General features: G+C 56.4%; 23 protein-coding genes. 10 read left to right on the top strand and 13 right to left on the bottom strand.

Annotation, left to right across the window (positions count from 1 at the left end; all coding sequences use genetic code 11):
- Nucleotides 1-111: 111 nt before the first annotated feature.
- From aroE to LN244_RS00085, 7 genes are all read right to left on the bottom strand, one after another.
- Entirely contained in the window at nt 112-942 is an 831-nt protein-coding gene (gene aroE, locus LN244_RS00115; RefSeq protein WP_239040841.1) for a shikimate dehydrogenase, read from the bottom strand.
- Nucleotide 943: 1 nt separating this feature from the next.
- Nucleotides 944-1,858, bottom strand: a complete 915-nt coding sequence (gene hemF / locus LN244_RS00110; protein ID WP_239040840.1) for an oxygen-dependent coproporphyrinogen oxidase — start codon at nt 1,856-1,858, stop codon at nt 944-946.
- Between the two features lie 34 nt (nt 1,859-1,892).
- On the bottom strand, nt 1,893-2,450 hold the full coding sequence (locus tag LN244_RS00105) for an L-threonylcarbamoyladenylate synthase (protein WP_239040839.1): 558 nt from the start codon (nt 2,448-2,450) through the stop codon (nt 1,893-1,895).
- 81 nt (nt 2,451-2,531) lie between these two features.
- The gene (gene purK / locus LN244_RS00100) at nt 2,532-3,596 is read right to left on the bottom strand and encodes a 5-(carboxyamino)imidazole ribonucleotide synthase (protein WP_239040838.1); all 1,065 of its coding nucleotides are present in this window, start codon (nt 3,594-3,596) and stop codon (nt 2,532-2,534) included.
- A gap of 5 nt (nt 3,597-3,601) precedes the next feature.
- On the bottom strand, nt 3,602-4,090 hold the full coding sequence (gene purE, locus LN244_RS00095; protein WP_239040837.1) for a 5-(carboxyamino)imidazole ribonucleotide mutase: 489 nt from the start codon (nt 4,088-4,090) through the stop codon (nt 3,602-3,604).
- A gap of 171 nt (nt 4,091-4,261) precedes the next feature.
- Nucleotides 4,262-5,368, bottom strand: a complete 1,107-nt coding sequence (gene dprA / locus LN244_RS00090) for a DNA-processing protein DprA (protein WP_239040836.1) — start codon at nt 5,366-5,368, stop codon at nt 4,262-4,264.
- A 21-nt stretch (nt 5,369-5,389) separates the two neighbouring features.
- On the bottom strand, nt 5,390-6,424 hold the full coding sequence (locus LN244_RS00085; protein WP_239040835.1) for a LysM peptidoglycan-binding domain-containing protein: 1,035 nt from the start codon (nt 6,422-6,424) through the stop codon (nt 5,390-5,392).
- A gap of 163 nt (nt 6,425-6,587) precedes the next feature.
- On the opposite strand from LN244_RS00085, the gene def reads away from it, so the two are divergent.
- The 5 genes from def (at nt 6,588) to LN244_RS00060 (ending at nt 12,276) form a co-directional block, all read left to right on the top strand.
- The gene (gene def, locus LN244_RS00080; protein WP_239040834.1) at nt 6,588-7,106 is read left to right on the top strand and encodes a peptide deformylase; all 519 of its coding nucleotides are present in this window, start codon (nt 6,588-6,590) and stop codon (nt 7,104-7,106) included.
- Nucleotides 7,107-7,172: 66 nt separating this feature from the next.
- Nucleotides 7,173-8,123, top strand: coding sequence for a methionyl-tRNA formyltransferase (gene fmt / locus LN244_RS00075; protein WP_239040833.1), 951 nt, complete (start codon nt 7,173-7,175; stop codon nt 8,121-8,123).
- 1 nt (nt 8,124) lies between these two features.
- Nucleotides 8,125-9,444, top strand: coding sequence for a 16S rRNA (cytosine(967)-C(5))-methyltransferase RsmB (rsmB, locus tag LN244_RS00070; RefSeq protein ID WP_338037897.1), 1,320 nt, complete (start codon nt 8,125-8,127; stop codon nt 9,442-9,444).
- Entirely contained in the window at nt 9,441-10,817 is a 1,377-nt protein-coding gene (gene trkA / locus LN244_RS00065; protein ID WP_239040831.1) for a Trk system potassium transporter TrkA, read from the top strand. The genes rsmB and trkA overlap by 4 nt, the downstream gene beginning before the upstream one ends.
- 10 nt (nt 10,818-10,827) lie before the next feature.
- Nucleotides 10,828-12,276 (top strand): TrkH family potassium uptake protein, encoded by a 1,449-nt coding sequence (locus LN244_RS00060; RefSeq protein WP_239040830.1) that lies wholly within the window; start codon nt 10,828-10,830, stop codon nt 12,274-12,276.
- Between the two features lie 26 nt (nt 12,277-12,302).
- Here LN244_RS00060 and LN244_RS00055 read toward each other — a convergent pair whose 3' ends face one another.
- Nucleotides 12,303-13,199, bottom strand: a complete 897-nt coding sequence (locus LN244_RS00055) for a lysophospholipid acyltransferase family protein (protein WP_239040829.1) — start codon at nt 13,197-13,199, stop codon at nt 12,303-12,305.
- A 168-nt stretch (nt 13,200-13,367) separates the two neighbouring features.
- Here LN244_RS00055 and glyQ point away from each other — a divergent pair, with 168 nt between their 5' ends.
- The 4 genes from glyQ (at nt 13,368) to LN244_RS00035 (ending at nt 17,791) form a co-directional block, all read left to right on the top strand.
- The gene (gene glyQ / locus LN244_RS00050; protein WP_239040828.1) at nt 13,368-14,333 is read left to right on the top strand and encodes a glycine--tRNA ligase subunit alpha; all 966 of its coding nucleotides are present in this window, start codon (nt 13,368-13,370) and stop codon (nt 14,331-14,333) included.
- Nucleotides 14,333-16,381: a glycine--tRNA ligase subunit beta gene (gene glyS, locus LN244_RS00045; protein ID WP_239040827.1), complete on the top strand. Its 2,049-nt coding sequence runs from the start codon at nt 14,333-14,335 to the stop codon at nt 16,379-16,381. The genes glyQ and glyS overlap by 1 nt, the downstream gene beginning before the upstream one ends.
- A gap of 137 nt (nt 16,382-16,518) precedes the next feature.
- The gene (locus LN244_RS00040) at nt 16,519-17,091 is read left to right on the top strand and encodes a glutathione S-transferase family protein (RefSeq protein ID WP_239040826.1); all 573 of its coding nucleotides are present in this window, start codon (nt 16,519-16,521) and stop codon (nt 17,089-17,091) included.
- 334 nt (nt 17,092-17,425) lie between these two features.
- On the top strand, nt 17,426-17,791 hold the full coding sequence (locus LN244_RS00035; protein WP_239040825.1) for a hypothetical protein: 366 nt from the start codon (nt 17,426-17,428) through the stop codon (nt 17,789-17,791).
- Nucleotides 17,792-17,865: 74 nt separating this feature from the next.
- Here LN244_RS00035 and LN244_RS00030 read toward each other — a convergent pair.
- Nucleotides 17,866-18,941 (bottom strand): IS3 family transposase gene (locus tag LN244_RS00030; RefSeq protein ID WP_239039826.1). Its coding sequence is split into 2 segments (ribosomal slippage): nt 17,866-18,692 and nt 18,692-18,941, totalling 1,077 coding nucleotides; the frame shifts between segments, so codons are not numbered across the junction.
- Between LN244_RS00030 and LN244_RS00025 the strand changes: the two genes are divergently transcribed.
- Entirely contained in the window at nt 18,891-19,835 is a 945-nt protein-coding gene (locus LN244_RS00025) for a hypothetical protein (RefSeq protein ID WP_239040824.1), read from the top strand. The genes LN244_RS00030 and LN244_RS00025 overlap by 51 nt on opposite strands.
- Before the next feature lie 142 nt (nt 19,836-19,977).
- Here the strand turns inward: LN244_RS00025 and gyrB are convergent, their stop codons facing one another.
- From gyrB to dnaA, 4 genes are read right to left on the bottom strand one after another with little or no spacing between them, the layout of a single operon-like run.
- Nucleotides 19,978-22,398, bottom strand: a complete 2,421-nt coding sequence (gene gyrB / locus LN244_RS00020; RefSeq protein ID WP_239040823.1) for a DNA topoisomerase (ATP-hydrolyzing) subunit B — start codon at nt 22,396-22,398, stop codon at nt 19,978-19,980.
- Nucleotides 22,395-23,504 (bottom strand): DNA replication/repair protein RecF, encoded by a 1,110-nt coding sequence (gene recF, locus LN244_RS00015; RefSeq protein ID WP_239040822.1) that lies wholly within the window; start codon nt 23,502-23,504, stop codon nt 22,395-22,397. Before recF ends, gyrB begins: the two co-directional genes overlap by 4 nt.
- Nucleotides 23,505-23,548: 44 nt before the next feature.
- A complete protein-coding gene (gene dnaN / locus LN244_RS00010) occupies nt 23,549-24,652 on the bottom strand; it encodes a DNA polymerase III subunit beta (RefSeq protein WP_239040821.1) in 1,104 nt (367 codons plus the stop codon).
- A gap of 28 nt (nt 24,653-24,680) precedes the next feature.
- A complete protein-coding gene (dnaA, locus tag LN244_RS00005) occupies nt 24,681-26,303 on the bottom strand; it encodes a chromosomal replication initiator protein DnaA (RefSeq protein WP_239040820.1) in 1,623 nt (540 codons plus the stop codon).

The following is a 26,303-nucleotide window of genomic DNA, read 5'->3' as shown; positions in this document are numbered from 1 at the left end:
GGGTGTGTCTCTGTTATACCGCCTCGCATTTGCCGGATGCAAGGCGGTTTTAGAAAAAGGCTTTCAGATTCAGTGGACTAGCACCGAAGTCTGACGCCTTGATGAAGCCTGTCAGATGGCCCTGAGCGCCGCACGCAGGGCTTGCATCACCGGTGCCGTGTCGGGCTGAACCCCACGCCAGATACGGAAAGACTCAGCGGCCTGTTCCACCAGCATGCCCAAGCCATCGATCACCCGTGCAGCACCCAGATCGGATGCCCAGCGGCAGAAGGGGGTCGGCTCAGCGCCGTACATCATGTCGTAACAGGCGGTCTGCATACCAACTGTAGCCACGGGTATCGGCGGCAGTTCACCCTGCAGACTGGCCGAAGTGCCGTTGATGATCAGATCGAACGCATCGGCGGGTACCTGATCAAATCCGCAAGCCTGCACTCGGCCATCCTCGGCAAACAGTTCGGCCAGGGTTTCAGCACGAGACACTGTACGGTTGGCCACCAGAATCGAAGCCACGCCCGCGGCCAGTAACGGCTGAAGTACGCCACGGACGGCACCACCGGCGCCCAGCACCAGTACACGCGCTCCCTGCAGGACAACTCCGTTGTTGTCATCCAAGTCACGTACCAGGCCTATACCGTCCGTGTTGTCACCGGCAATGCGGCCATCGTCCAGCCGGTAGAGGGTATTGACCGCTCCAGCCAGTTCCGCTCGCTCGCTGCGCCATTGCGCCAGCGCCCAGGCACGCTCTTTGAACGGCACGGTGATATTCAGCCCCTTGCCATTCCCCTGCAGAAAACGCTCCACGGCCGCTTCGAAGTCGTGCTCTTCGATATGCTCGGCGCTGTACGTCAGGTCCTGCCCGGTCTGTTCGGCAAAGCGGGCGTGGATCTGCGGTGACTTGCTGTGCGCGATGGGATTACCAAACACCGCATAACGGTCTGCCATTTCAGGCCTCCAGCCAGTTGCGCGGCTGCAGATACCGATCGTACAGCTGAGCTTCTTCAGTGCCCGGCTCCGGTTTCCAGTCATAGTCCCAGCGCACTTCCGGCGGCAACGACATCAGGATCGATTCGGTACGGCCACCGGACTGCAGACCGAAGAGCGTTCCACGGTCCCAGACCAGATTGAACTCCACATAACGGCCACGGCGGTGCAACTGGAAATCGCGCTGGCGCTCACCGTAAGGGGTCTCCTTGCGCTTCTCGATGATCGGCACAATTGCCGGCACATAGGCATCTCCGATCGACTGCATCAGTGCGAAGCTGCGCTCGAAGCCCAGCTCATTGAGGTCGTCGAAGAAGAGGCCGCCGATACCACGAGGTTCCTGTCGGTGTTTCAGGAAGAAGTAGTCATCACACCACTGTTTGAAGCGCGGGTAGATATCCTCGCCAAAGGGTGCGCAGGCGTCATGGGCCACCTGATGCCAGTGACGGCAATCATCATCGTTGCCGTAATAGGGTGTCAGGTCAAAGCCTCCACCAAACCACCACACCGGTTCTTCACCTTCTTTTTCAGCGATAAAGAAACGCACGTTGGCATGAGAAGTGGGTACATAAGGGTTGTGCGGATGGATGACCAGAGAAACACCCATCGCTTCGAAACGACGACCGGCCAACTCAGGACGGTGTGCAGTGGCTGAAGCGGGAAGGGCATCGCCATGCACATGGGAGAAATTGACGCCGCCTTTCTCAATCACAGCCCCCTTGCTGATGACGCGCGTGCGACCGCCACCACCTTCGGCACGCTCCCAGCTGTCCTCGACGAAGCGACCTTCTCCATCGGCCTGCTCCAGAGCAGAGCAGATACGATCCTGAAGGTCGAGCAGATATTCTTTCACCAGTTGTGCGTCGGGTGCTGACATAGCGTCTCTCCAAATAATGTTAGCGAATGCTCACTTACGCTCTAACCAAATTCATGTCTACTAAACTGCGTATTACGGTCGGCTTATCCAAGCCCCCAAGCTCACCCGGCAATATAAAATCGAGCTTGCAGCCGAAGTAAGCACTGACTTTCAACTTGGACCTTGCAGGATCTGCGGCGCTTCGATTAGCAGAAGTGGAAATCAGGGGGCCGCCATATGCCCGACAGAGTGCCTGTACCAGCGGATGCGCACTGACTCGGACCGCCACCTGAGCGTGACGCCCCTTCACCCAATGGGGAATGAGATTCTTCGGATCAGGCAAAAGCCAGGTATTGGGCCCCGGCCAGGTTTCACGCAGACACTGGCGCTGACTGTCCGTCAGGACTGCCAACAGCGGCTCTATCTGGGCTTCATCAGCCGCGACCAGAATCAACCCCTTGTGCTCAGGTCGTCGCTTGAGATCCAACAACCGCTGTACGGCCTGTCTATTATAGGGGTCACACCCGAGCCCCCAGACTGCTTCAGTCGGGTAGGCGATAACACCACCATTATTGATACAACGAACCGCTTCTTTGAGCTGCCAGTGATTCATAATACACCACCGCGAAGAAGGGAAAACGGAGGGGCAGCGTCTGGGCGACCCTCCGCAGGATGAACTGCGCCTTGAAAGGGTTCAGGCCTGCAACTGACCGATGCTCCAGTCAAATACGACCTTGTCTTCGTCGTCAACCAACGCCTGCAGAGCTTTCAGGCTGTCGATCAGCGAACCTGCATCGGGACGGCAGATATTGACGTGTCCGACCTTTCGACCAGGACGTATCTCCTTGCCATACCAGTGTACGTGCACACCCGGTACCTGCAGCCATTCCGGCTTCCAATTGCGCCCCAGCAGGTTATACATCACCGACATACCCTCGACCGGCGGTGTAATCAGCGGCAGATCAGCCAAGGCCCGCAGATGCAGCTGGAACTGGCTGATGGCCGAGCCTTCCTGTGTCCAGTGACCGGAGTTGTGTACACGCGGCGCCAGCTCGTTGACCAGCAACTTGCCATCAACCACGAAGCACTCCATTGCCATCACGCCAATGTAGCCTTCGTCATCCATGATGCGTCCAAGCCATTCTTCAGCACTTTTCTGCTGTTCCGCCGAGACCGACAGGTTGGCAACGCTTGCACGCAGGATACCGTTCTCGTGCCAGTTGCGCGTCAGCGGGTAGAACACTTTCTCACCCGCTGCATTACGGGCACCCACCAAAGACACTTCGTGGCTGAAGGGGATCATTGCTTCAGCGATGCATTCACCGGCCCATTCTGCTTCTGGCTCGTCGCCCTGTTGCCAACGCCACTGACCACGGCCGTCATAACCGCCGCGACGGCGCTTGACGATAACCTTGTCGCCAACCGATTCCAGCTGTGCCTGCAAGTCGCCCGCCTCCAGGCTGACCCAGGGAGAGGTCGGCACCTGTAAACGATCCAGCAGCGCTTTCTGGCGCTGACGATCAATGACCGCATAGAGCGCTTCGGCATTACGGAAGTTCGGGTGCTGCTTCAGCTGCAGGCCGCTGACACTGTCCGACCAGTGCTCGATCTCAACCGTAATAACGTCATCAGGGCGCAGGCCCAGCTCGATATCGCCATTGGGATCAACCGGCATCACTTCCAGCTGCATGGGCGCGCCAGCCTGTTGCAGCATCTGGCCCAACTGACCGTTACCGGCTACGACAATACGTGGCAGCATGACAATCAACCTCGCGGATCAGGATTATCGAGAACGGTCTGTGTCTGTGCCTGACGCCAGTCCGCCAGACGCTGGGCCAGGGCCTTGTCTTCAGTCGCCAGCATCTGCGCTGCCATCAGGCCCGCATTGAATGCTCCGGCGCCACCAATGGCCAGCGTTCCGACCGGGATGCCACGCGGCATTTGCACGATCGACAGCAGGCTGTCTTGCCCGTTCAGCGCCTTGCTCTGTACCGGCACACCCAGTACCGGTACCAGGGTTTTGGCCGCAATCATACCCGGCAGGTGCGCCGCACCACCGGCACCCGCAATAATCACCTTGTAGCCGTTATCGGCAGCCTGTTCGGCGAAGCGGAACATCTTGTCCGGTGTACGGTGTGCTGACACCACCTCGGCATGATACTCAACACCCAGGGTATCGAGGATTCCTGCCGCTTCCTCCATGGTGGGCCAATCCGAACGCGAACCCATCACGATCGCCACTTTTGCACTCATCTGTTACTCCCGTCATCATTCTGACTGCGCAGCAGGGCAGAGGCGCCGCCACCACACGTACGGTTTGGCTTCCGGCCGGACCGGAAAAAGGAAAGGGCGCAATTATAGCAAGCACTGGATGAAAATTCCCCACTTCCAACGTGACGACTGTCATCATTGGCAGCAGAAGCCTCATCGGGTCCGGCGCACCCGTGATCCGCTGATTTCGATATGACCGTCCAGCTCCAGCAGCATCAACCCGGATTGCAGTTGTGCCATGGGTAGTTGGAGCTCGGTTGCCAGCTGATCCAGCCATATACTGTCAAAGGGAATCTGTGCGAGCAGGGGATTGTTGTCAGCTACTTCATGCTGAATATCCGGCTTTTGGTCCATATCAGACGGCACCAAGGCTCCCAGCATGGGCCCCAGTTGCTCGATGATCTGGCCGACCTCCTCGACCAGTGTTGCGCCTTCACGAATCAGCGCATGACAGCCGCGACTGAGGGGGTTATGGATGGAACCGGGTATGGCAAAGACCTCGCGCCCCTGCTCCAGTGCCTGACGCGCAGTAATGAGCGATCCGCTGCGCGGCGCTGCTTCGACCACCAGCGTCCCTACAGCGAGTCCGCTGATGATCCGGTTACGTCTGGGAAAGTTACCGGGCAGAGGGGCCGTGCCAGGCGGGTACTCAGAAACAATAGCGCCACCCTGTTCAACAATTCCTGCTGCCAAAGCTTGATTTCGATGAGGGTACACACGGTCCAGCCCGGTGCCCACCACCGCCAGCGTCGGCGCCTGTCTGTCGACACAGGCTTGATGCACAGCCGCATCCACCCCCAGTGCAAGGCCACTCACCGGCAGCAGCCCCGAAGCCGACAAGGTTGATGAAAACTCATATGCCAGCCGACAGCCGGCCCGACTGGCCTTGCGACTGCCAACCACAGCCAGCTGAGGCATTGATAATACGCCAGCATCCCCACGCACCCACAGCAGCACCGGCGGGTCAGGGATTTGTTGCAGCAATTCCGGATAATTGGGATCAGACAGGCTCAGCAAATGAAACTGCTGCTGTTCAGCATATTCCAGCAGCCGTTCGGTACGAGCGTAAAGTTCACCACGAGATTGATAGTCGTGCACAGCTGAAAGGGTGTCCGACCGCAGCCGGATGCCCTGTGGCAGACTGATCTCTCCCCTGAGCAGGCGGGGCAGATCAACGCCGTCCTGACGGAGTCGCGCCAGCGTCACCGGGCCTACGCCCGGCAGCAGACTGGCAGCGATCCATTCCTTTGGATCGCACATATCGGGGTCCTGCGAGAGGTTTTAGGGCACGCGCAGCTCGTCACCAACGGAAATGACGTTGGTGGCTTTCATCACCAGCGCATAGCTGACGCGCTCGAAGGTCTTGAACACCATCAGCTCACCCGCACGCTCGGAAGGCAAGGTGACGATCTCGCCGTTGACCGGATCCTTGACCGCTTCGCCTTTCTTGAAAATGGCGTAGACATCCCCCGGCTCCAGTCCTTCAAACTCACCGGCGCTGATCGCTACGGCATCAAACTGGCCTATCTTCGCCACACCGCCAAGCACGTCAATGATCACGCCATCGCGCAACTCATCCCCCGGCTGCGGATGAAACACGGACTGAATGCGCTCCGAACGATTAGGCAGCAAGCGATCACGCGTACGCACCTCTTCCCGGGTCTTGCGCAGATCCAGTGTGATGATGTCGCCCTCAGTCGCGGCCACGCTTACGTCCGCAACCTTATACAGCTCATAACCCAGGTGTTCACCCGTTACCGGGTGGGTATATTCCCGTGCCGGACGGTACAGGGTCTGCTGCTCAATTTCGCCATCGATCAGGGAACCACGGGCATAGACTCGGTCACCGGCCCCGGCAATGATGCTCTCGTTGCGGCCGCCGACCACATAGGGCGCAACCGACAGTTCGTCTTCCTGAGTCACCAGGTTGTCATTGAGGAAGCTGGCGATGTCGCGCAGCGGAATGGCCGGCACCGGCTGTTCCAGTGCCTGAACCCTTACCTGCGGGCTCAGCTTGCGAATACCTCGACGCAGATTCAAGCGCGGCTTCCCATCGACCCACGTCAGATAGATCTGGTCGCCCGGATAAATCAAATGGGGGTTATCGATCTGCGGGTTAACGTCCCAGACTTCCGGCCAGCGCCAGGGGCTCTGCAGAAAACGGCCCGATATGTCCCAGAGGGTATCCCCCTTGACCACGACGTACTCGGTCGGATGGTCCTCCTGCAACTTCAATCGGTCTGCGCGCTCGGCGGCGGTCGCGGTGCCCGCCAGCATCAGGCAGGCGCCGACCACGCCATACAGCAATCCTCTCATTGTTCAGCTCCCTTGTACGTTTATGGCCTCAGACAACCCGCCGTTTCCACGTGCTCCTGGCCTGCAAAGCAATGCAATAGACAAGTAATTCAGTATAATGATGGCAGTTGATTTTTTTTGCCACTCAAGGGGCGAATTTTAACGCCCGAAAAAGCAGATACATATGGCTAAGCTCAATATTCTTGAATTTCCTGATCCGCGTCTAAGAACCATTGCCGAGCCGGTCGAGCAGGTCGACGATGAGATCCGCCAACTGGTCGACGATATGTTCGAGACCATGTACGACGCTCCGGGCATCGGCCTGGCCGCAACCCAGGTCAATGTGCACAAGCGCGTGGTGACCATTGACATCTCCGACGACAAGAGCGAGCCGCTGGTTCTGATCAACCCTGAGTTCACCGTACTGCAGGAAGATCTGGACAGCATGCAGGAGGGCTGCCTCTCTGTACCCGGCTTCTATGAAGATGTTGAGCGGCCGAATCGTATCCTGCTCAAGGCACTGGATCGCGATGGCAATCCCTACGAGCTGGAAGCGGAAGGCCTGCTGGCGGTGTGTATCCAGCACGAACTGGACCACCTGAACGGCAAGCTGTTTGTCGATTACCTGACCGCATTGAAGCGCAACCGCATTCGCACCAAGCTGGAAAAAAAGCACCGGCTTGAAGCCCAGCACCAGGCCTGAGCGGCACTGGCATGACCCGAAACAGGTTTGCGCATGCAAGCCTGTTTTTGTATGGAGTCCCGATTAATGAGTGATACCCCCCTGCGCATCGTTTTTGCTGGCACCCCGGAATTCGCCGCTGAGAGCCTGGCCGCCGTGCTTGAAACCGAACATCAGGTAGTGGCCGTTTATACCCAGCCCGACCGCCCGGCGGGCCGAGGGCGCAAATTGCGCCCCAGCCCCGTGAAGGCACTTGCACTGGAACATGACCTGCCGGTCTATCAGCCGCTCAGCCTCAAGGATGCGGAGCAACAGCAGATACTGGCCGACCTGAATGCCGACCTGATGATTGTCGTCGCCTATGGCCTGCTGCTGCCTCAAGCGGTGCTCGACACGCCACGCTTGGGCTGCATCAACGTCCACGCCTCCCTGCTGCCACGCTGGCGGGGAGCCGCTCCCATTCACCGAGCACTGTTGGCAGGAGATATCACCACCGGCATCACGATCATGCAAATGGATGCCGGACTGGACACTGGCGACATGCTGAGCAAGGCTGAATGCACTATCGAGAACAGCGATACCAGTGGCACCCTTCACGATCGACTGGCCGTACTGGGTGCCCAATTGCTGGTTGAGACTCTGGCACCGCTGGCCGCCGGGACCCTGTCACCCGAACCCCAGGATGGTAGCCTGGCGACCTATGCTCACAAGCTTGAGAAGCAAGAGGGACAGATCGACTGGAGTCTTCCGGCAGAAGAGGTGGTGCGCCGAGTCCGTGGCTTCAATCCTTGGCCGGTGTGTTTCACCCAGTTGGGAGATGACAACCTTCGCGTATGGTCTGCCGAACTCGATGAAGACAGCGTCAGTTACGAGGCCGGAACCATTCTTGCAGCGGACGGCAAGGGCGTGCGTGTGGCCTGCGGAGAGGGCTCGGTTCGACTGACCCAGCTCCAACTGCCGGGTGGCAAGGCACAACCGGTCAAAAACTTGTTGAACGCGCATAAAGAGCGCTTTGCTCCAGGAGTGCGTCTTGGCTGAAGTGATCAACATCCGAGCCATGGCGGCCGGCGTGCTGGCCCCACTGCTGCGCCAGCATGGCTCCCTCAGTACTCATTTGCCGGATGCGTTGGCACACTGCCCACCTCAGGATCGAGCGCTGATGCAGCAGTTATGTTACGGCACCATGCGTGAAATGTTCCGGCTCCAGTCACTGGCAGCCAAACTGCTGAAGAAACCATTTAAAGCCCAGGACATGGACCTGCAGGCTTTGCTGCTGATAGGTCTTTGGCAGTTGAGATCCAGTCGCATACCCGCGCATGCAGCCCTGCATGAGACTGTTGAAGCGACTCATGTTCTGAACAAACCATGGGCCAAGAAACTGTTCAATGCCATTCTGAGGCGCTATCAACGTGAACATTCGGCGCTCGAGTCCCAACTGGGCAATGATCCATGTTTCACGTGGAACCATCCTCAGTGGTTCATCGATAAGATCAGTCATAACTGGCCAGAGCACTGGCGTGAGATCCTTGCCGCCAATGACCAACAGGCCCCTCTGACCCTGAGGGCCAATGCACGGCAGCTGACACGCGAACAAGCCCTCGCCAACCTGAGGGCTGAAAGCATCAACGCCACACCTTGCCAGTACAGCAAAGCGGGCCTGACTCTTGAAGAGCCGATGGACGTCAGCGCCATTCCCGGTTTCACCCAGGGACAACTGAGTGTACAGGATGAAGCAGCTCAGTTGGCGGCAGAGCTGCTCGCCGCTTCACCAGGAGAGCGGGTGCTCGATGCCTGCGCCGCGCCCGGTGGCAAACTCTGCCATCTGCTTGAGGAGTGTAGCGGCCTGCAGGAAGTGATCGCTGTTGAACTGGAGCCCGCTCGGGCACAGCGCATCCTGGACAACCTGCAGCGATTAGGCCTGGAGCTGGAGTGCCGAATCCTGACCGCCGATGCAAGTAGCCAGGACTGGTGGGACGGAAACGCCTTCGACCGCATTCTGGTCGATGCGCCTTGCAGTGGCACCGGCGTCATTCGTCGCCACCCGGATATCAAGTGGCTACGCAAAGGGGATGAGATCGCTGCGCTGGCACAGGTACAGTTGAACATCCTGACAAACCTCTGGCAGATGCTCAAGCCAGGTGGCCGACTGGTGTACGCCACCTGCTCAATTTTCAGCCAGGAAAACGAGCGCATAATCGAACGTTTCTTGCAGCAACACAGTGATGCCCGCCATCAACCCATTGAGGCAGAGTGGGGCGAGCTTAGGCCTTACGGTCGCCAGCTGTTCCCACAGCCAGGTGGCCACGACGGTTTCTACTATGCGGTTCTGAACAAAGTGACGGACAATTCGACAGCATGAAGATCATCATTCTGGGTGCAGGCCAGGTAGGCGGCTCTCTGGCTGAACATCTGGCCAACGAGGCCAACGATATCACGGTAATCGACACCGACAGCGCCCGACTGCGAGAGCTGCAGGACCGGCTCGATATTCGCACCATTGAGGGCAAGGCCTCTTACCCCAGCGCACTGGAGCAGGCAGGCGCCCAGGATGCGGACATGCTGATTGCGGTCACCAACAGTGATGAGGTCAACATGACCGCATGCCAGATTGCCCGAACCCTGTTCAACATCCCGACCAAAATCGCCCGAGTCCGTGAACATGACTATCTGCAACGTGACCACGCCATTTTTGGCGAGAAGGGTATTCCCGTTGACGTTCTGATCAGCCCGGAAGAGCTGGTGACCCAGCACATCAAGCGCATGATCCAGTATCCGGGTGCGCTGCAGGTACTGGATTTTGCATCCGGTCAGGCACAGCTGGTTGCCGTAAAAGCCTACTACGGTGGCCCTCTGGTCGGCCGTGAGATCTCTTTCCTGCGCTCCCACATGCCCAATATCGACACCCGCGTCGCCGCCATCTTCCGCCAGGATCACCCCATGATCCCCAAAGGCGATACGGTCATCGAGGCTGATGACGAAGTCTTCTTCATTGCTGCTCGTCGTGATATCCGCGCCGTAATGAGCGAACTGCGCCGCCTCGACCGTTCCTACAAGAGAATCATGATTGCCGGCGGTGGTAACATTGGTGCTCGTCTGGCTGGCTCGCTTGAGAGCGACTACCAGGTCAAGCTGATCGAACGCAGCCTGGACCGCTGCAACTGGCTGGCACGGGATCTGAACAACACCATTGTCCTGCACGGCAGCGCCTCCGACCGGGACCTGCTGGTCGAGGAAAACATCGAGGATACCGATGTGTTCTGCGCCCTGACCAACGATGATGAGGCCAACATCATGGCGTCCATGCTGGCCAAGCGGCTGGGGGCCCGTACCGTCATGACGTTGATCAACAACCCGGCTTACGTGGATCTGGTGCAGGGCGGGGTCATTGATATTGCCATTTCACCTCAGCAAACCACCATCGGGGCCTTGCTGACCCATGTTCGCCGCGGTGATGTGGCGGCCGTTCACTCTCTCCGGCGTGGCGCTGCCGAGGCGCTGGAGGCAGTCGCCCACGGTGACAAGCGCAGCTCCAAAGTAGTTGGCCGTGCGATTGAGGAGATCGATCTGCCGCCGGGCACGACCATTGGTGCCATTATTCGTGGTAACGAGGTGTTGATTGCCCATGATGACCTGGTCATCGAAAACAATGACCACGTGATTCTCTTCCTGGTCGACAAGCGCCGCATTGCCGAAGTCGAGCGCCTGTTCCAGGTTGGCCTGGCCTTCTTCTGAGGTTCTGTCGATGCATTTTCAAGTGATACTGCGCATTCTGGGGATACTGCTGATGATCTTCAGTATCACTCAGTTACCGCCGCTGGCGGTATCGCTCTATTACCAGGACATGGCTCACTGGGCGTTTAGCACCGCATTTGCCATCACCCTTGCAACGGGATTTATCATCTGGGTGCCGGTCTATGCGGTACGACAGGAGCTGAGCATACGTGACGGCTTTCTGGTTACGGTACTCTTCTGGAGCGTTCTGGGTGTATTCGGTTCACTGCCGCTGATGCTCTCCGAGCACCCGGGCCTGTCCGCCGTGGATGCGGTGTTTGAATCCATCTCGGGCCTGACCACGACCGGCGCTACCGTAATGACCGGCCTGGACCAACTGCCTCGTTCGATTCTCTACTATCGCCAGCAGCTACAATGGCTGGGAGGAATGGGCATCATCGTGCTGGCTGTCGCCATTCTGCCCATGCTCGGCATCGGTGGCATGCAGCTGTATCGCGCCGAAACACCAGGTCCGGTCAAGGATAACAAGCTGACGCCCCGCATCACTGAAACTGCCAAGGCACTCTGGTATATCTATCTGTCGTTGACAGTTACCTGTGGCGTCGCCTACTGGCTGGCGGGAATGAGCCCCTTCGATGCCATCGGCCACAGCTTTTCCACCGTGGCCATCGGCGGCTTCTCGACCCATGACGCCAGTATCGGCCACTTCGATAGTGCCGCCATTGAAGCCATTGCCATCTTTTTCATGGTCGTGGCAGGTATCAACTTCGGGCTCCACTTCTTTGCCTGGCGGCATCGAACGTTAATGCACTACCTGCAGGATCCCGAGCTGCGTTTCTACCTGTCGCTGCTGGGCCTGATCACGTTACTGACGCTGTTTGTACTGGTCGTGACCGAGACCTACCCGGCGGTGGACTCGCTGCGCAAGGCGGCTTTCATGGTGGTTTCTGTGGCGACAACGACCGGTTTTGCGACGGCCGATTTTGCCCACTGGCCCGCCATGCTGCCGTTTATGCTGTTTGTGCTGGCTTTTGTCGGTGGCTGTGCAAGCTCAACCGGCGGCGGTATGAAAGCCATACGTGTGCTGTTGATTCTCAAGCAGGGTTATCGTGAAATTCTGCGCCTGATTCACCCGAATGCGGTCATACCGGTCAAACTCGGGCAAAGACCGATTCCCGACCCGATCCTGCAGGCGGTCTGGGGATTCTTTTCGGTTTATCTGATTGTCTTCGTCGTGATGCTGGTTGCGCTGCTGGCGACCGGCCTGGATCAGGTCACAGCCTGGTCGGCGGTCGGTGCAACACTTAACAACTTGGGGCCGGGACTGGGTGAAGTGGCGGCACACTTTGGTGATTTGAACCCCACTGCAAAATGGATTCTTTGCCTGGCGATGCTGCTGGGACGCCTTGAGGTTTTCACCATGCTGGTACTGTTCACCCCCGCCTTCTGGAGACGCTGAGCAGCATCAGGCTGCTCGGCGATCGATCATTCGTAAAAGCGAGGGGCGCCCTCTGGACGAGTACTGAAACGGCGATACTCCCACTGATACTGCTCAGGCAGTGCTCTGACGCAATTTTCTACAGACAGGTTCATCGCCGTAGCAGCTTCTTCCAGGTCACGACTGTTAATACGCTCATCGGCCGCCACAAAATAAAGATCAAAACCCTCTGCATCCGGAAGGCGCTCAGCATAACCACAGACCACTACTGCACCGGTCTGAGCAGCCAACTGAGGCAAGAGCTTCATGGTCAGGGCCTCTACGCCGAAGAAGGGGACATGGATACCACCACTGCGGTCTGGCTCCTGATCCGGCAGAATGCCAACCATTTCGCCGCGTTTTAGCGCTTTCATGACCATACGCACGCCCCGGGTATCGGCAGGTGCCATCCGTGTACCCAAACGCGCTCTCATCCGCTTGACCAGGTCGTCCATCAACTTTAACCGTGGCGGTTTGTACATGGCCGTAAACGGGTACTGATCCGACAGATACAGGTTCAACACCTCCCAGTTACCCAGATGGGGGGCTATCAGAATCACGCCCTTGCCAGTGGCGACCGCCTCTTGAACCAACTCTTCGTTGTGCACCCGACGAATCTTTTTCAGCGTCCGCTTGGCTGGCCAGAGCCAGGACATCCCCATTTCACACAGTGAACAACCCGTCTGCTGCAAACTGGCATGTACCAGCGCTTCACGTTCGGACTCTCCCCACTCAGGGAAACAGGCGTTGATATTCTGTCTTGTCTGCCGGGTCATCTTGGCTGCATCCCCCTTGCGCCAGTAACGATCGCCCAGCTTGCGTCCAAGCGCCTGTGACAGGCGAAGCGGCAGCAGTGACAGCAACCCGAGCAGGGCAACCGCCAACAGCGACTTGATCAGTTTCACAACATTCTCCATCCGATGCCTTAAGCGGTGATTATAGACAGACCTGCAAGCGGGGGGTAAGCACTGAAGGATAACGGCAGAAATATGCCTTGGGGTCAAGCGGAGTAGGGCCATTCCTGGCTGTGATCATGTATAATTCTGCTCCTATTTCGACCACATTCAACAGCAATGGTGATTTCCGTGACTGACAAGGTGACTCCAGACGTTAGCACATTCCAGGGACTGATCCTGGCCCTGCAGCAATACTGGGCCGAACAGGGCTGTGTCATCGTGCAGCCACTGGACCTGGAGGTGGGTGCCGGTACCTTCCACCCCTGTACCTTCCTGCGGGCGATCGGCCCCGAAACCTGGCGCTCTGCCTACGTGCAGCCCAGCCGCCGTCCGACCGACGGCCGCTACGGTGAAAACCCCAACCGCCTGCAGCACTACTACCAGTTCCAGACTGTACTCAAGCCTTCACCCGACAACATTCAGGAGCTTTACCTCGGTTCCCTTGAGCATCTGGGCATCGACCTCAATGTGCACGATGTGCGCTTTGTAGAAGACAACTGGGAATCGCCGACACTGGGTGCCTGGGGCCTGGGCTGGGAAGTTTGGCTCAATGGTATGGAAGTCACCCAGTTCACCTATTTCCAGCAGGCAGGCGGACTGGAATGCTATCCGGTGACCGGTGAAATCACCTATGGTCTTGAGCGAATTGCCATGTACCTGCAGAACGTAGACAGCGTGTACGATCTGGTGTGGGCACGCTATCCGGATGGCAGCGTGGTCACCTATGGCGATGTTTTCCATCAGAACGAAGTGGAAATGTCGACCTACAACTTCGAGCATGCTGACGTGCCGGCTCTGTTCACCAACTTCGACCACTATGAAGCAGAGTGCCAGAAGCTGCTGGCCGCCAACCTGCCGCTGCCGGCATATGAAATGGTGCTCAAGGCTTCTCATACCTTCAACCTGCTGGATGCCCGCCACGCCATTTCCGTGACCGAACGCCAGCGTTACATTCTGCGTGTACGTACCCTGGCACGCGATGTGGCACACGCCTATTTCGAAGCACGTCGTGCACTTGGTTTCCCGCTGGCTCCCGAAGCGATCCGGGCAGAAGTACTCGCTGCCTGTGAGGAGGATAAGTAATGTCACAACATGATTTTCTGGTCGAACTCGGTACAGAAGAACTCCCACCGAAAGCACTGAAAACGCTTTCGGGTGCTTTTCTCGACGGTATCACCGCTGGCCTTGATGCAGCTGGAATCGGCTATGTCGAAGCCCGTCCTTTTGCAGCACCACGCCGACTGGCCGTACTGTTAACTGGCATCGAGCTTCAGCAGCCGGACCGTGAGATCGAGAAACGCGGCCCGGCAACCCAGGCACCGGAAAAAGCGGTCCAGGGTTTTGCAGGTTCATGCGGCGTCAGCATCGATCAGCTGGAGGTAATGGAAACCCCCAAGGGTAGCTACTACGTGTACCGCGGTGTCGAAAAGGGGCAGAGCACAGCATCCCTTTTGCCTAGCATTATCAGTGAGTCACTCAACAAGCTGCCGATTCCAAAGCGCATGCGCTGGGGCTCTTCACGCACCGAATTCGTACGTCCGGTCAAATGGCTGGTCATGCTGCTCGGTGATGAAGTGGTTGAAGCCGAGATTCTCGGCCTGAATGCCGGCCGCAAGACCCGTGGACATCGCTTCCACTACAACCACGACATTGAGCTGATCGCCCCAGCCGACTATCCCCGAGTACTGAAAGAAACAGGCAAGGTCATCGCGGATTTTACCGAGCGTCGCGAACTGATCCGAGAGCAGGTTATTCGTGAAGGTGAGCGTATCGGTGGTATCGCACAGATCGATGAAGACCTGCTGGATGAAGTCACCGCGCTGAATGAATGGCCGGTAGCCCTGACGGGTCGGTTCGAGGAACGTTTCCTTGACGTACCGGCTGAAGCACTGATTCTTTCCATGAAAGAAAACCAGAAGTACTTCCACGCGCTGGACGCCAGCGGCAAGCTGATGCCGTACTTTATTACCCTGGCTAATATCGAGTCCAAGGACCCCCAGCAGGTGATCGAGGGTAACGAGAAGGTCATTCGTCCACGTCTGGCCGATGCCGCGTTCTTCTTTGAGACCGATAAAAAGCAGCCGCTGGACGCACGTATCGAGAAACTCAAGTCGATCGTTTTTCAGCAGCAGCTGGGTACCGTTTACGACAAGACGCAGAGAATCGAAGGCCTTGCAGCCTCGATTGCCGAGCTGATCAACGGTGACGCCAACTATGCCCGTCGCGCCGCGGCGCTGAGCAAGTGCGACCTCATGACCGACATGGTGTTCGAATTCACCGAACTCCAGGGCCTTATGGGCTACCACTATGCGCTGCATGACGGTGAGCCGGAAGAGGTTGCCCAGGCAATGAACGAGCAGTACATGCCGCGCTTTGCGGGTGACGAGCTGCCCGCGACCCGAACCGGTATTGCCCTGGCGATCGCTGACCGACTGGACACCCTGACCGGCCTGTTCGGCATCAATCAACCGCCGACCGGTTCCAAGGACCCGTTCGCGCTGCGCCGTGCCGCCTTGGGCGTACTGCGCATCATTGTCGAACACAAACTGGACCTGGATCTTCACCAGCTGCTGACCCTGGCCGCCGAACAGCACGGCGACCTGCCGGGCAGCGAAGGCCTGGCCGACCGCGTACTCGACTTCATGCTGGACCGTTTCCGCGCTTGGTACGATGATCGCGGCATCAGTGCCGAGACCTTCCTGGCAGTACATGTATTGCGTCCGACCAGCCCGCTGGATTTCGATCGCCGTATCGATGCTGTCAGCCACTTCCGCAACCTGGCTGAAGCCGAGTCTCTCGCCGCTGCCAACAAGCGTGTGAGCAACATCCTCAGCAAGCAGGAGGGTGATATCAGCACTGAGGTCAATGACGATCTGCTTCAGGAAGAGGCAGAAAAGGCGCTGGCGTCTGCATTGCTCTCAGCCGAGCATGATCTGCAGCCGGTGTTTGAGCAGGGTGACTACCGCACTGCACTTGAACGTCTCGCCAGCCTGCGTGAAGTGATCGATAGCTTCTTCGACAACGTGATGGTCATGGCTGATGACGAAGCGGTGCGCACCAACCGGTTGGCATTGCTCAAGCGTCTGCGTCGACTCTTCCTCGGCGTCGCTGACATTTCATTGCTGGGCTAACCGCTCACCTCTCTTAAAGCCCCGCCATTGCGGGGCTTTTTTGTTTCATGTGAAGCCATTCTTTCTGCTGCCAAACTCATCCTATAATGAACTCAACCTATGTGTTCCACGTGGAACCACAACCAAGGAGCGCCTGAATGGAACTGATCGGATCTGATACATCACCTTACGTACGACGTATACGCTTGTTGCTGGCCGAGCAAGCACACACCTACACCTCTCTGGATATCTATTCAGAAGGTCGAGCCGCACTGGCAGAGAAAACACCGATCATGAAGATTCCGGTTCTGATCGACAATGAGCGAACCCTGTATGACTCACGGGTGATAGCACGCTATTTGTGTGAGACACATAGTATTGGTGAACCATTGAGCTGGGATCAGGAAAACCTGCTCAGCCTGATCGACGGGGCACAGGACTCATTGATAACTTTACTGCTGAGCCAGCGCTCGGGCATCGACACGGACACGGACACATTGTTCTATCGACTGCAGAAAGAACGGATCAGTCAATCAATGGCTGTACTGGAGGAAAAGGCCAGGCAGGGAGAGTTTACGAACTGGAACTATCCCGCTATCTGCCTGTTCACCCTGATTGACTGGGCCAGCTTTCGCAACCTCATCAATCTGGACGACTACCCCTTCCTCAAATCCTTTAGAGCGTCACACACCAAACAGAAAGGCGTGATCGAAACAGACCCTCGCGGATAATCACGAGAAACACTGATAATAACTAAAGACCACGGGGGCAAAGCTCATCCACTGGCTCACCTGAAACGGCATCACAAGGCATGTTCTTTATACGCGAATAAAGAGCCAGAGCCCCTGGGTCAAAATGTTACTTCCCTGATCACGGGCATAAAAAGGCCCTTAAGAGAGGTGCCCGACTTGAGTACATATCTGTCTTGCAGGATCATCAGCTCTGGCGTGTCGGATCGGATGATGACGGGGTCAAGGCAACGCATACCCTGAACTCAGCAAACAAACAGCTGAGGCATGCACACTGATAGAAAATAATTAAAGCGGGTAAACAGGTAGCAAAGAGATGTATTTTGGACTCGCTATAGCCTTCGCGATTGCCGGCTTTTTCGTCTATTGGCCAGCATTGATACTGGCCGTGCTGTTCCTTTTTGCGAGCCTCCTGGGCGATTTGAGGAAACTTGCAAACAGTTTCCAATCACACAAGAGCAATACAGGCGCAGAAACCGACCAGCCAGAGGAACGCAAGGCCGATACGACCAATCCTCAGCAGCCACCCGAAAAGCAGGCCTATTCATCCCCGGAGCTCTATCCGAAGGATGAGGAGCTGCAACAAGAGGTTAACTCCAGCCTGGTCATCACGGTCGTCATTATCGGCTTGCTTGCAATAATCACCCTGGTCGCCATCCTTAGCCTCAGTACGAGCGCATGAGCTTAGGGTCCAGGCAGATAAAAGCTGAGCCGTTGGGTAATCCTCCCCTTTTTAGCTGATGCCAAAAGTAGAGGCTAAGCCACTTTTAGTGGTGGCTGGCCACCATTGGCTTTGTGCGGCCGCTCATGATTGTAAAACCAGAGCCACTGCGTTGCATAATCCTGAACGTCCTCCAGTGTTTCGAATAGATGCTTACTGACCCAGCTGTAGCGGAGCGTTCGATTGTGACGCTCGATGTAAGCGTTCTGTTGAGGCTTGCCGGGTTGAATATACTCAATCCGGATGTCATGTTTACGAGCCCAGTTGGTGAATTCGTGACTGATGAATTCTGGGCCGTTGTCACAGCGAATGTGCGATGGTTTTCCCCTCCACTCAATCAACTGAGACAGGGTGCGTATCACTCGCATGGATGGCAGAGAGAAGCCTGCTTCTATTGCCAGTCCTTCTCGCCGGTAGTCATCGATCACATTGAGCAGCCGGTAGCTTCTGCCATCCGACAGCTGATCGTGCATGAAGTCGATCGACCACACCTGGTTGCGTCGCAGGGGCTGTTTCAACGGCTCCGGCTTATGGCGCTTTAGGCGCCGCCGAGGCCGTATGCGCAGATTCAATGCAAGTTCACAGTAGATACGGTATACGCGCTTATGGTTCCAGCCGAAGCCTTTCACATTACGCAGGTAGTCAAAGCAAATACCAAAGCCCCAGTCTGAATCCTGTTCAGTCAGGCGGATCAACCAATCTGCAATCTCAGCATTCTCCGATGACAGCTTGGGTTGGTACCGGTAGCAGGATTCGCTGATACCAAAGGCAGCACAGGCAAGCCGGATACTGACGCCACGGGAAGCAACATAGGTCTGTGCCATCTCCTTGCGCCGAGACGGCTTCACCACTTTTTTTGCAGTGCTTCCTGGACGATCTCGGCCTTCAGCCGCTCTTCAGCATACATTTTCTTCAGGCGGCGGTTTTCATCTTCAAGCTCTTTCAGCCGAGCCATCAACGAAGCATCCATGCCGCCGTATTTCGCCCGCCACTTATAAAATGTGGCGCTGCTCATCCCATGTTCACGACATAGTTCGGGAACTGGGGTACCTGCTTCCGCTTGTTTCAGTATCGCCATGATCTGGCTGTCGGTGTATCGGGACTTCTTCATGCAGAACCTCCTGCGTATACATTACGAGAAAATTCTACTTTTGAGCACTGCTACTTTTCGGGGGGATTACCCATTGACAGCTCACTTCTATTTTTGGAATCAAAGAGAGATACCTACCAGAAATATATCACTGCATCTGAAAATGTCGTCGAGAGGTGCTTATCCGCTTTATCATTTTACCGCAAAAAAATATCGTTAAAGCGTGAGCAGCTTGATAGTATATCAATAGACCTTACGTCACCAAGTGCGGAAGCGCTTAGATCAAAATATGAGAAACTCGCCGAAATAAAATTTAGAAAAAATGAATTAAAAGAATTTTCTGACTTTCTATCTAGCTTCAGGAACGACCTTAAAGAAATTAGAATAGGATATGTCCTACTTGAAAAAGAAGAAAAAAGATTGAGGAATTTAAAGTCGGTAGATGAAGAAAAAGTCAAAAACTTCAAAAATACATTCCTAAACTATTTGGATAGCTTCGGTTATCGCAGTAACGGTGTATATAATATAACAATCAATGATGACTCATCGCATCGCCTACTGCCGATTGTCCGTATTGAATCTCAGCAGCCACAGTATATTCGTTATGTTTCATCTGCGAGCGACTTCGTAAGGTCAATCTGGGCTTACTATATAGCGCTGCTAAATTTAGCCGAAAATCACCCAGGCTTTTTAGTAATGGATGAGCCCGGACAGCACCAAATGCGTGTAGACAGCATGCAAGTGCTTCTGAAGCTTTCAGCTAATTTGGGGAAACAATTTATCTTGGCTATATCTCAAGATAGAAAATATGATTCAAAAAATGTCAATATATATGAGTTAGTAAAAGATATCAGTGATAAAGATTATACTTTACACCATATCGAGGATAACCAAAGCTGTATATCACTGATTTAAAATAAAATAGGCAGCCATGTAGCTGCCTATTTTGTTCACTTAATTAACCGCTCAAAATATCTCCCATCTCACTTAGATGAGACGGGAGAGCACACAAATGAGACGTCAGAGCACGCTAGATGAGATCTGACAGAATCAGCGATCAAACGTCCAGGTTGGCAACACTGAGTGCATTGGACTCGATGAAGTTGCGGCGCGGCTCAACTTCATCACCCATCAGGGTGGTAAACAGCTGGTCTGCCGCGATGGCATCATCCACAGTAACCTGCAGCATGCGGCGGGCATCCGGATCCATGGTGGTTTCCCACAGCTGCTCCGGGTTCATCTCGCCAAGACCCTTGTAACGCTGGATGGTATTGCCACGGCGGGACTGCTCAAGCAACCAGCGAATACCCTGTCCCAGTTCGGTGAGCGCGAAGCGTCGCTCGCCACGGGCGAGGTAAGCCCCGTCATCCAGCAGGGACTGCAGCTCCTGTCCAAGCTCGACAATCGACTGGTAGTCACGTGAGCGGAAGAACTCCACGTCGATGACGTAATCAGTATCAACGCCGTGCTGAATGATCTTGATCAGCGGCAGGAAGAGGCTGTGCTCACGGTCTTCCTTCAGCGAGCACTCATAGCGTTCACCACCATCCACATAAGTTGCCAACGCCTCGCAAAGCTGCTCAGACCACTGACGAACCGTATCAGCAGACGACAGCTGGTCCAGTTTAAGCGCAGGCAGGTAAAGCAAACGCTTGAGCACTTCCAGCGGGTAAACGCGGCTCAGACGCTGACACATCCGCTCGACCTGACGGTAACGGGTAATCAGTGTCTCCAGTGCCTGACCGGAGATGGCCGGAGAATTTTCACTGGGGTAAAGGCTGGTACCATCCAGTGCACCCTGCAGCAGGTGGTTATCCAGCGCCTCGTCATCCTTGAGATACTGCTCCTGCTTGCCTTTCTTGATCTTGTACAGCGGCGGCTGGGCGATGTAGATATGACCGCGTTCGATCAGCTCCGGCATCTGGCGGAAGAAGAACGTCAGCAGCAGGGTACGGATATGCGAACCATCCACGTCGGCATCGGTCATGATGATGATGCTGTGATAGCGCAGCTTGTCCGGATTGAACTCTTCGCGACCGATGCCGCAACCCAGTGCCGTGATCAGGGTACCCACCTCGGCAGAGGTGAGCATCTTGTCGAAACGCGCCTTTTCCACGTTCAGGATCTTACCCTTCAGCGGCAGAATTGCCTGGGTGCGACGATCACGCCCCTGCTTGGCAGAACCGCCTGCGGAGTCACCCTCCACCAGGTAGAGTTCAGACAGCGCCGGATCCTTCTCCTGACAGTCCGCAAGCTTGCCCGGCAGACCCGCCACATCCAGAGCACCCTTACGACGCGTCATCTCACGCGCCTTACGCGCTGCTTCACGGGCACGGGCCGCGTCGATCATCTTCTGCACAACCGACTTGGCGTCCTGCGGGTTCTCAAGCAGGTACTCCTGCAGCTGTTGACCCATCAGCTGTTCAACCGCTGTTTTCACTTCGGAAGAAACCAGCTTGTCCTTGGTCTGGGAGGAGAACTTGGGATCGGGCACCTTGACCGAGATAATCGCGGTCAAGCCTTCACGGCTGTCATCACCACTGGTGCTGACCTTGCCGTTCTTGTTCAGCTGCTCAGCCTCGATATAGCTGTTCAGGCTGCGGGTGAGGGCTGTACGGAAGCCGGACAGGTGAGTACCGCCATCACGCTGCGGAATGTTGTTGGCAAAGCAGTGCAGGCTTTCCTGGAAGCTGTCGTTCCACTGCATGGCGATCTCAACGCCGACGCCGTTTTCGTGCATCAGGTTGAAGTGGAAGATCTTGTTGATCGGTGACTTGTTCTGGTTCAGGAATTCAACGAACGCAGCCAGACCACCCTCATACTCGAAGACTTCTTCACGCCCGCTGCGCTCATCCTTCAGGCGAATACGCACGCCGGAGTTGAGGAAGGAGAGCTCGCGCAGACGCTTGGCCAGGATATCGTACTGGAACTGAATGTTGCTGAACGTTTCTTCGGACGGCTTGAAGCGAACGATGGTGCCCGTCTGATCGGTTTCACCGACAACCGCCAATGGCGCTTCGGGTACACCGTGATGGTAAATCTGCTCATGCACCTGACCTGCACGACGAATGGTCAGTTTAAGGTCAGAGGAAAGGGCGTTCACAACGGACACACCCACACCATGCAGACCACCGGATACCTTGTAGGTATTGTCGTCGAACTTGCCGCCGGCATGCAGTACGGTCATGATTACTTCGGCCGCAGAAATGCCTTCCTCTTCATGGATATCGGTCGGGATACCACGGCCGTTGTCAGACACGGTCACGCTTTCGTCCGGGTGGATGGTTACACCGATCTCCGAGCAGTAGCCTGCCAGTGCCTCGTCGATGCCGTTGTCGACCAGCTCGAATACCATATGATGCAGACCACTGCCATCATCGGTATCACCAATGTACATGCCCGGCCGCTTTCTGACCGCATCAAGTCCCTTCAGAACCTTGATACTGGACGAGTCGTAACTCTGGTTTTCACCACTCATGTTTGATCTCCTGGCGCACCTTCGTGCGTTAACGTACCGGATTCCACCCTGAACAATGCAACATCAGTGTCAGGCTGCCAGATCCGGCTCAACAGGCCGGGCTCTACGCAGGTGATAAAGCACTGATTGGCACTCGCCTCCAAAAACTCACAAAACTGCCGACAGTGACGCTCATCGAGCTCGGACGGCAGGTCATCAATCAGATAGATACAGGCGCGGTTGCTGAGGCGATGAAACAACGCGCCCTGAGCCAGCCGGAAAGCGCTGACCACCAGTTTCTTCTGACCACGGGACAATCGGTCGGCGGCATTCAGGCTGCCAACCTTGAATCTGAGGTCAGCTCGTTGCGGACCCAGACTGGTAAACCCCTGACGCAGATCTCGCTCGAAGCTCTCTGCCAGCAGCACCTCAAGCCCCTTTTTACGATCCCAGCCGGGGCTGAACAGCAAACGCACTTCAACACCCTGCAGCAACGCGCTCAACGCCGCTTCGAAATCCGGCAACAGGCGGTCGATATAGACCTGCCGCAGCTCCGTCATCTGCTCGGCATAATGGATCATCTCCGCGTCCCATATCTTCAGAACGCGAGGGTCGATTTTACCACATTTCAACAGTGAATTACGCTGCTTGAGCGCACGTCTGAAACCGCGCCAGTGCTGAATGAATGCGGGATCCGCATGGAATGCCCCCCAGTCCAGAAACTGGCGACGTACGCCTGGGCTGCCATCCAGCAGATCGAAGGTATCACTGTTGATGACCTGCAACGGTAACAGCTCGGCAAGGTCGGTTGCGCCCAGGCTCTGACCGGCAAAACGGGCCCGTACATCACCATCCAGAGTGCGCTCCACCCCCAGAGGCTTGCTTTGGCCCTGGCCCAGCGGATCGGCCTGAGCAAAAACGAGTGCCTGTGTCTGACCTTCCTGCAACAGATGACGGAACTGGCTACCCCGAAAGGAACGGGTTAACCCAAGAAAGTGAATCGCCTCCAAAACACTGGTCTTGCCGCTGCCATTGTCACCGTGAAGAATGTTGATGCGGCTCAACGGCGACAGACTGACCGAGGAAAGGTTACGGATGTTCTGGATTTTGAGCTGCTTGAGCGGCATGAGGGTGCAGAAAACAGGGCGCCCAGATCGGGCGCCCGGCGTGATCACATGCGCATCGGCATGACGACATACAGGGCTTCAGGTTCATCATACCCCTGGATCAGCGCACTGCTGTTGGAGTCGAGGAGGGTGAAGCGCACCACATCGGAGTTGAGGATCGACAATACGTCGAGCAGATAGTTAACGTTGAAGCCGATTTCCAGATGACCGCCCTGGTAATCGACCGCTACGGTCTCTTCCGCCTCTTCCTGCTCAGGGTTGTTCGCCATCACCTGCAGATAACCGTCATTCAGTGTCAAACGAACACCACGGTACTTCTCATTGGAAAGAATCGCGATACGGCTGAATACCTGACGCAATTCCTGACGGTCGCCAAGCAGCTCCTTGTCGCCATTGCGCGGAATAACGCGCTGGTAATCCGGGAACTTGCCATCCACCAGCTTGGAAGTGAAGGTAAAGTCACCGACATTGGCACGGATATGATTGGCACCAATCACCAGTTTGACATGCTCATCTCCACCCTGAAGCAGACGTGCCAGCTCCAGGATACCCTTGCGGGGTACGATGATCTGCTGCTGTGAGGTCACGTCGGTCTGTACCGGGCTGACCGAGGTCGCCAGTCGGTGGCCGTCGGTTGCCACACTGCGCAGCTCGCCATCCTTGACCTCCAGCAACATGCCGTTGAGGTAATAGCGAACATCCTGCTGGGCCATAGAAAAGCCGGTCTGCTCGATCAGGCGACGCAGTGCAGACTGCGGCAGTTGCAGCTCGAACGTCTCCGGACTGTCTTCCACATTGGGGAACTCATGTGCCGGCAGAGTCGACAGGCTGAAACGACTGCGGCCTGACTTGATCATCATCTTCTGGCCGGAGAGTTCCAGCTCGATGCGGGCATCGTCAGCCAGTGATTTGCAGATATCCATCAGCTTGCGAGCCGGGACGGTCACCGAGCCAGCCTCAGCCGGTTCATCCAACTGAACGCGACCAACCAGCTCGACCTCCAGGTCGGTACCGGTCAGCGACAACTGGTTACCCTCAGCGACCAGCAGGATATTGGACAGCACCGGCAGCGTCTGACGGCGTTCCACAACACCAGCGACCAGCTGCAGTGGTTTGATGAGCGCTTCGCGGGATATAACAAGTCTCATGATTCAGGCTACCCTGTCAGGTCCATCACTACGCCGTCAGATGACGCAGCAGGTTTTTGTAATCTTCAGCAATATCGGTATCGGTCTCACGCAGTTCCTTGATCTTACGACAGGCGTGAAGCACTGTCGTGTGATCGCGGCCACCAAAGGCATTACCGATCTCGGGCAAACTGTGGTTGGTCAGCTCTTTCGCCAGACTCATGGCGACCTGACGAGGCCGTGCCACTGAGCGACTGCGACGCTTGGAGAGCAGATCAGCCACCTTGATCTTGTAGTAATCGGCCACAACACGCTGAATGTTATCAATACTAACCTGTTTGTCCTGCAACGCCAGCAGATCCTTCAGGGATTCCTTGATAAAAGGCGTATTGATCGCATTACCGGTGAAGTGAGCATTCGCTATCACGCGCTTCAACGCACCCTCGAGCTCTCGCACGTTGGAACGAATCTTCTGGGCGAGGAAGAAAGCGGCATCGTCGGGCAGGTTAACCTGCGCCTCCTGAGCTTTTTTCATCAGGATCGCAACCCGGGTTTCCAGTTCGGGCGGTTCGATCGCTACCGTCAGGCCCCAGCCAAAACGGGATTTCAACCGCTCTTCCACACCATGAATCTCTTTCGGGTAGCGGTCACTGGTCAGAATCATCTGCTGACCGCCTTCCAACAGCGCATTGAAGGTATGGAAGAACTCCTCCTGAGAACGCTCTTTGCCGGCGAAAAACTGTATATCGTCGATCAGCAGCGCATCCACAGAACGGTAATAGCGTTTGAAATCGTTGATCGCATTCAACTGCAACGCCTTGACCATATCGGCGACAAAGCGCTCAGAGTGCAGATAAACGATTCGGGCATTGGGGTTGCGCTTGAGCATCTCCGTACCAACAGCATGCATCAAGTGGGTTTTACCCAAGCCAACACCGCCATAAATGAACAGCGGGTTATAGGATCCCCCCGGGTTATCCGCAACCTGCTGGGCCGCTGCCAGCGCCAGCTGGTTGGATTTACCCTGTACGAAGGATTCAAACGTGAACATCGGGTTCAAGTTGGACTGGTGACGGACACCACCCTCAACCTCAACTCGGCGGCCACCCATGGACTGAAGACCTCCCATAGGTTCCGGCTGTTCCAGCTGATCGAAAAAGCCCATCTGCGGAGTCGGTTCAACCACCGGTTCCGGCGTCGAGAAAGAGGCATCGGGCTCGATCATTGCGGACACGGCAGGGGAGGAGGCCTCAGGCTCTGCAAGGGGCGCCACCTCTGCAGGTTCGAATGCCGGAGCAACGGACTGGGAAACAGAAGGAACGGGGGACGGAGGCGGTGGCGCAATCGGCGCGGCGCGCTCGGCCACCGGACGATGGGATCGCATGCGACCTGGTGCCGTACGTGTGCGCGGCAACGCAGCACCCGCATGACCCGCCACGTCCAGACGTACCTCAATGCTCATGTCGCCAATGGCTTCGCAGACAGCCTGCTGTATCCGCGCCAGAAACTTGTCGGCCACCCAGTCCTTGACGAAACGGTTGGGTGCCAGCAACAGCAGCTCATTGTCGGCACTGTCCTGCGCACGCAGAGGTCTGATCCAGGTGTTGAATTGCTGGGAGGGAAACTCCTGCTGCAAGGCTCTCAGGCACTGCTCCCAAAGATCAACTGACAT

It is taken from the genome of Marinobacterium sediminicola, from assembly GCF_022343685.1.
Lineage (GTDB): Bacteria > Pseudomonadota > Gammaproteobacteria > Pseudomonadales > Balneatricaceae > Marinobacterium > Marinobacterium sediminicola.
Note: the sequence above shows the minus strand (reverse complement) of the source record. Positions and strands in the feature narration are given on the sequence as shown.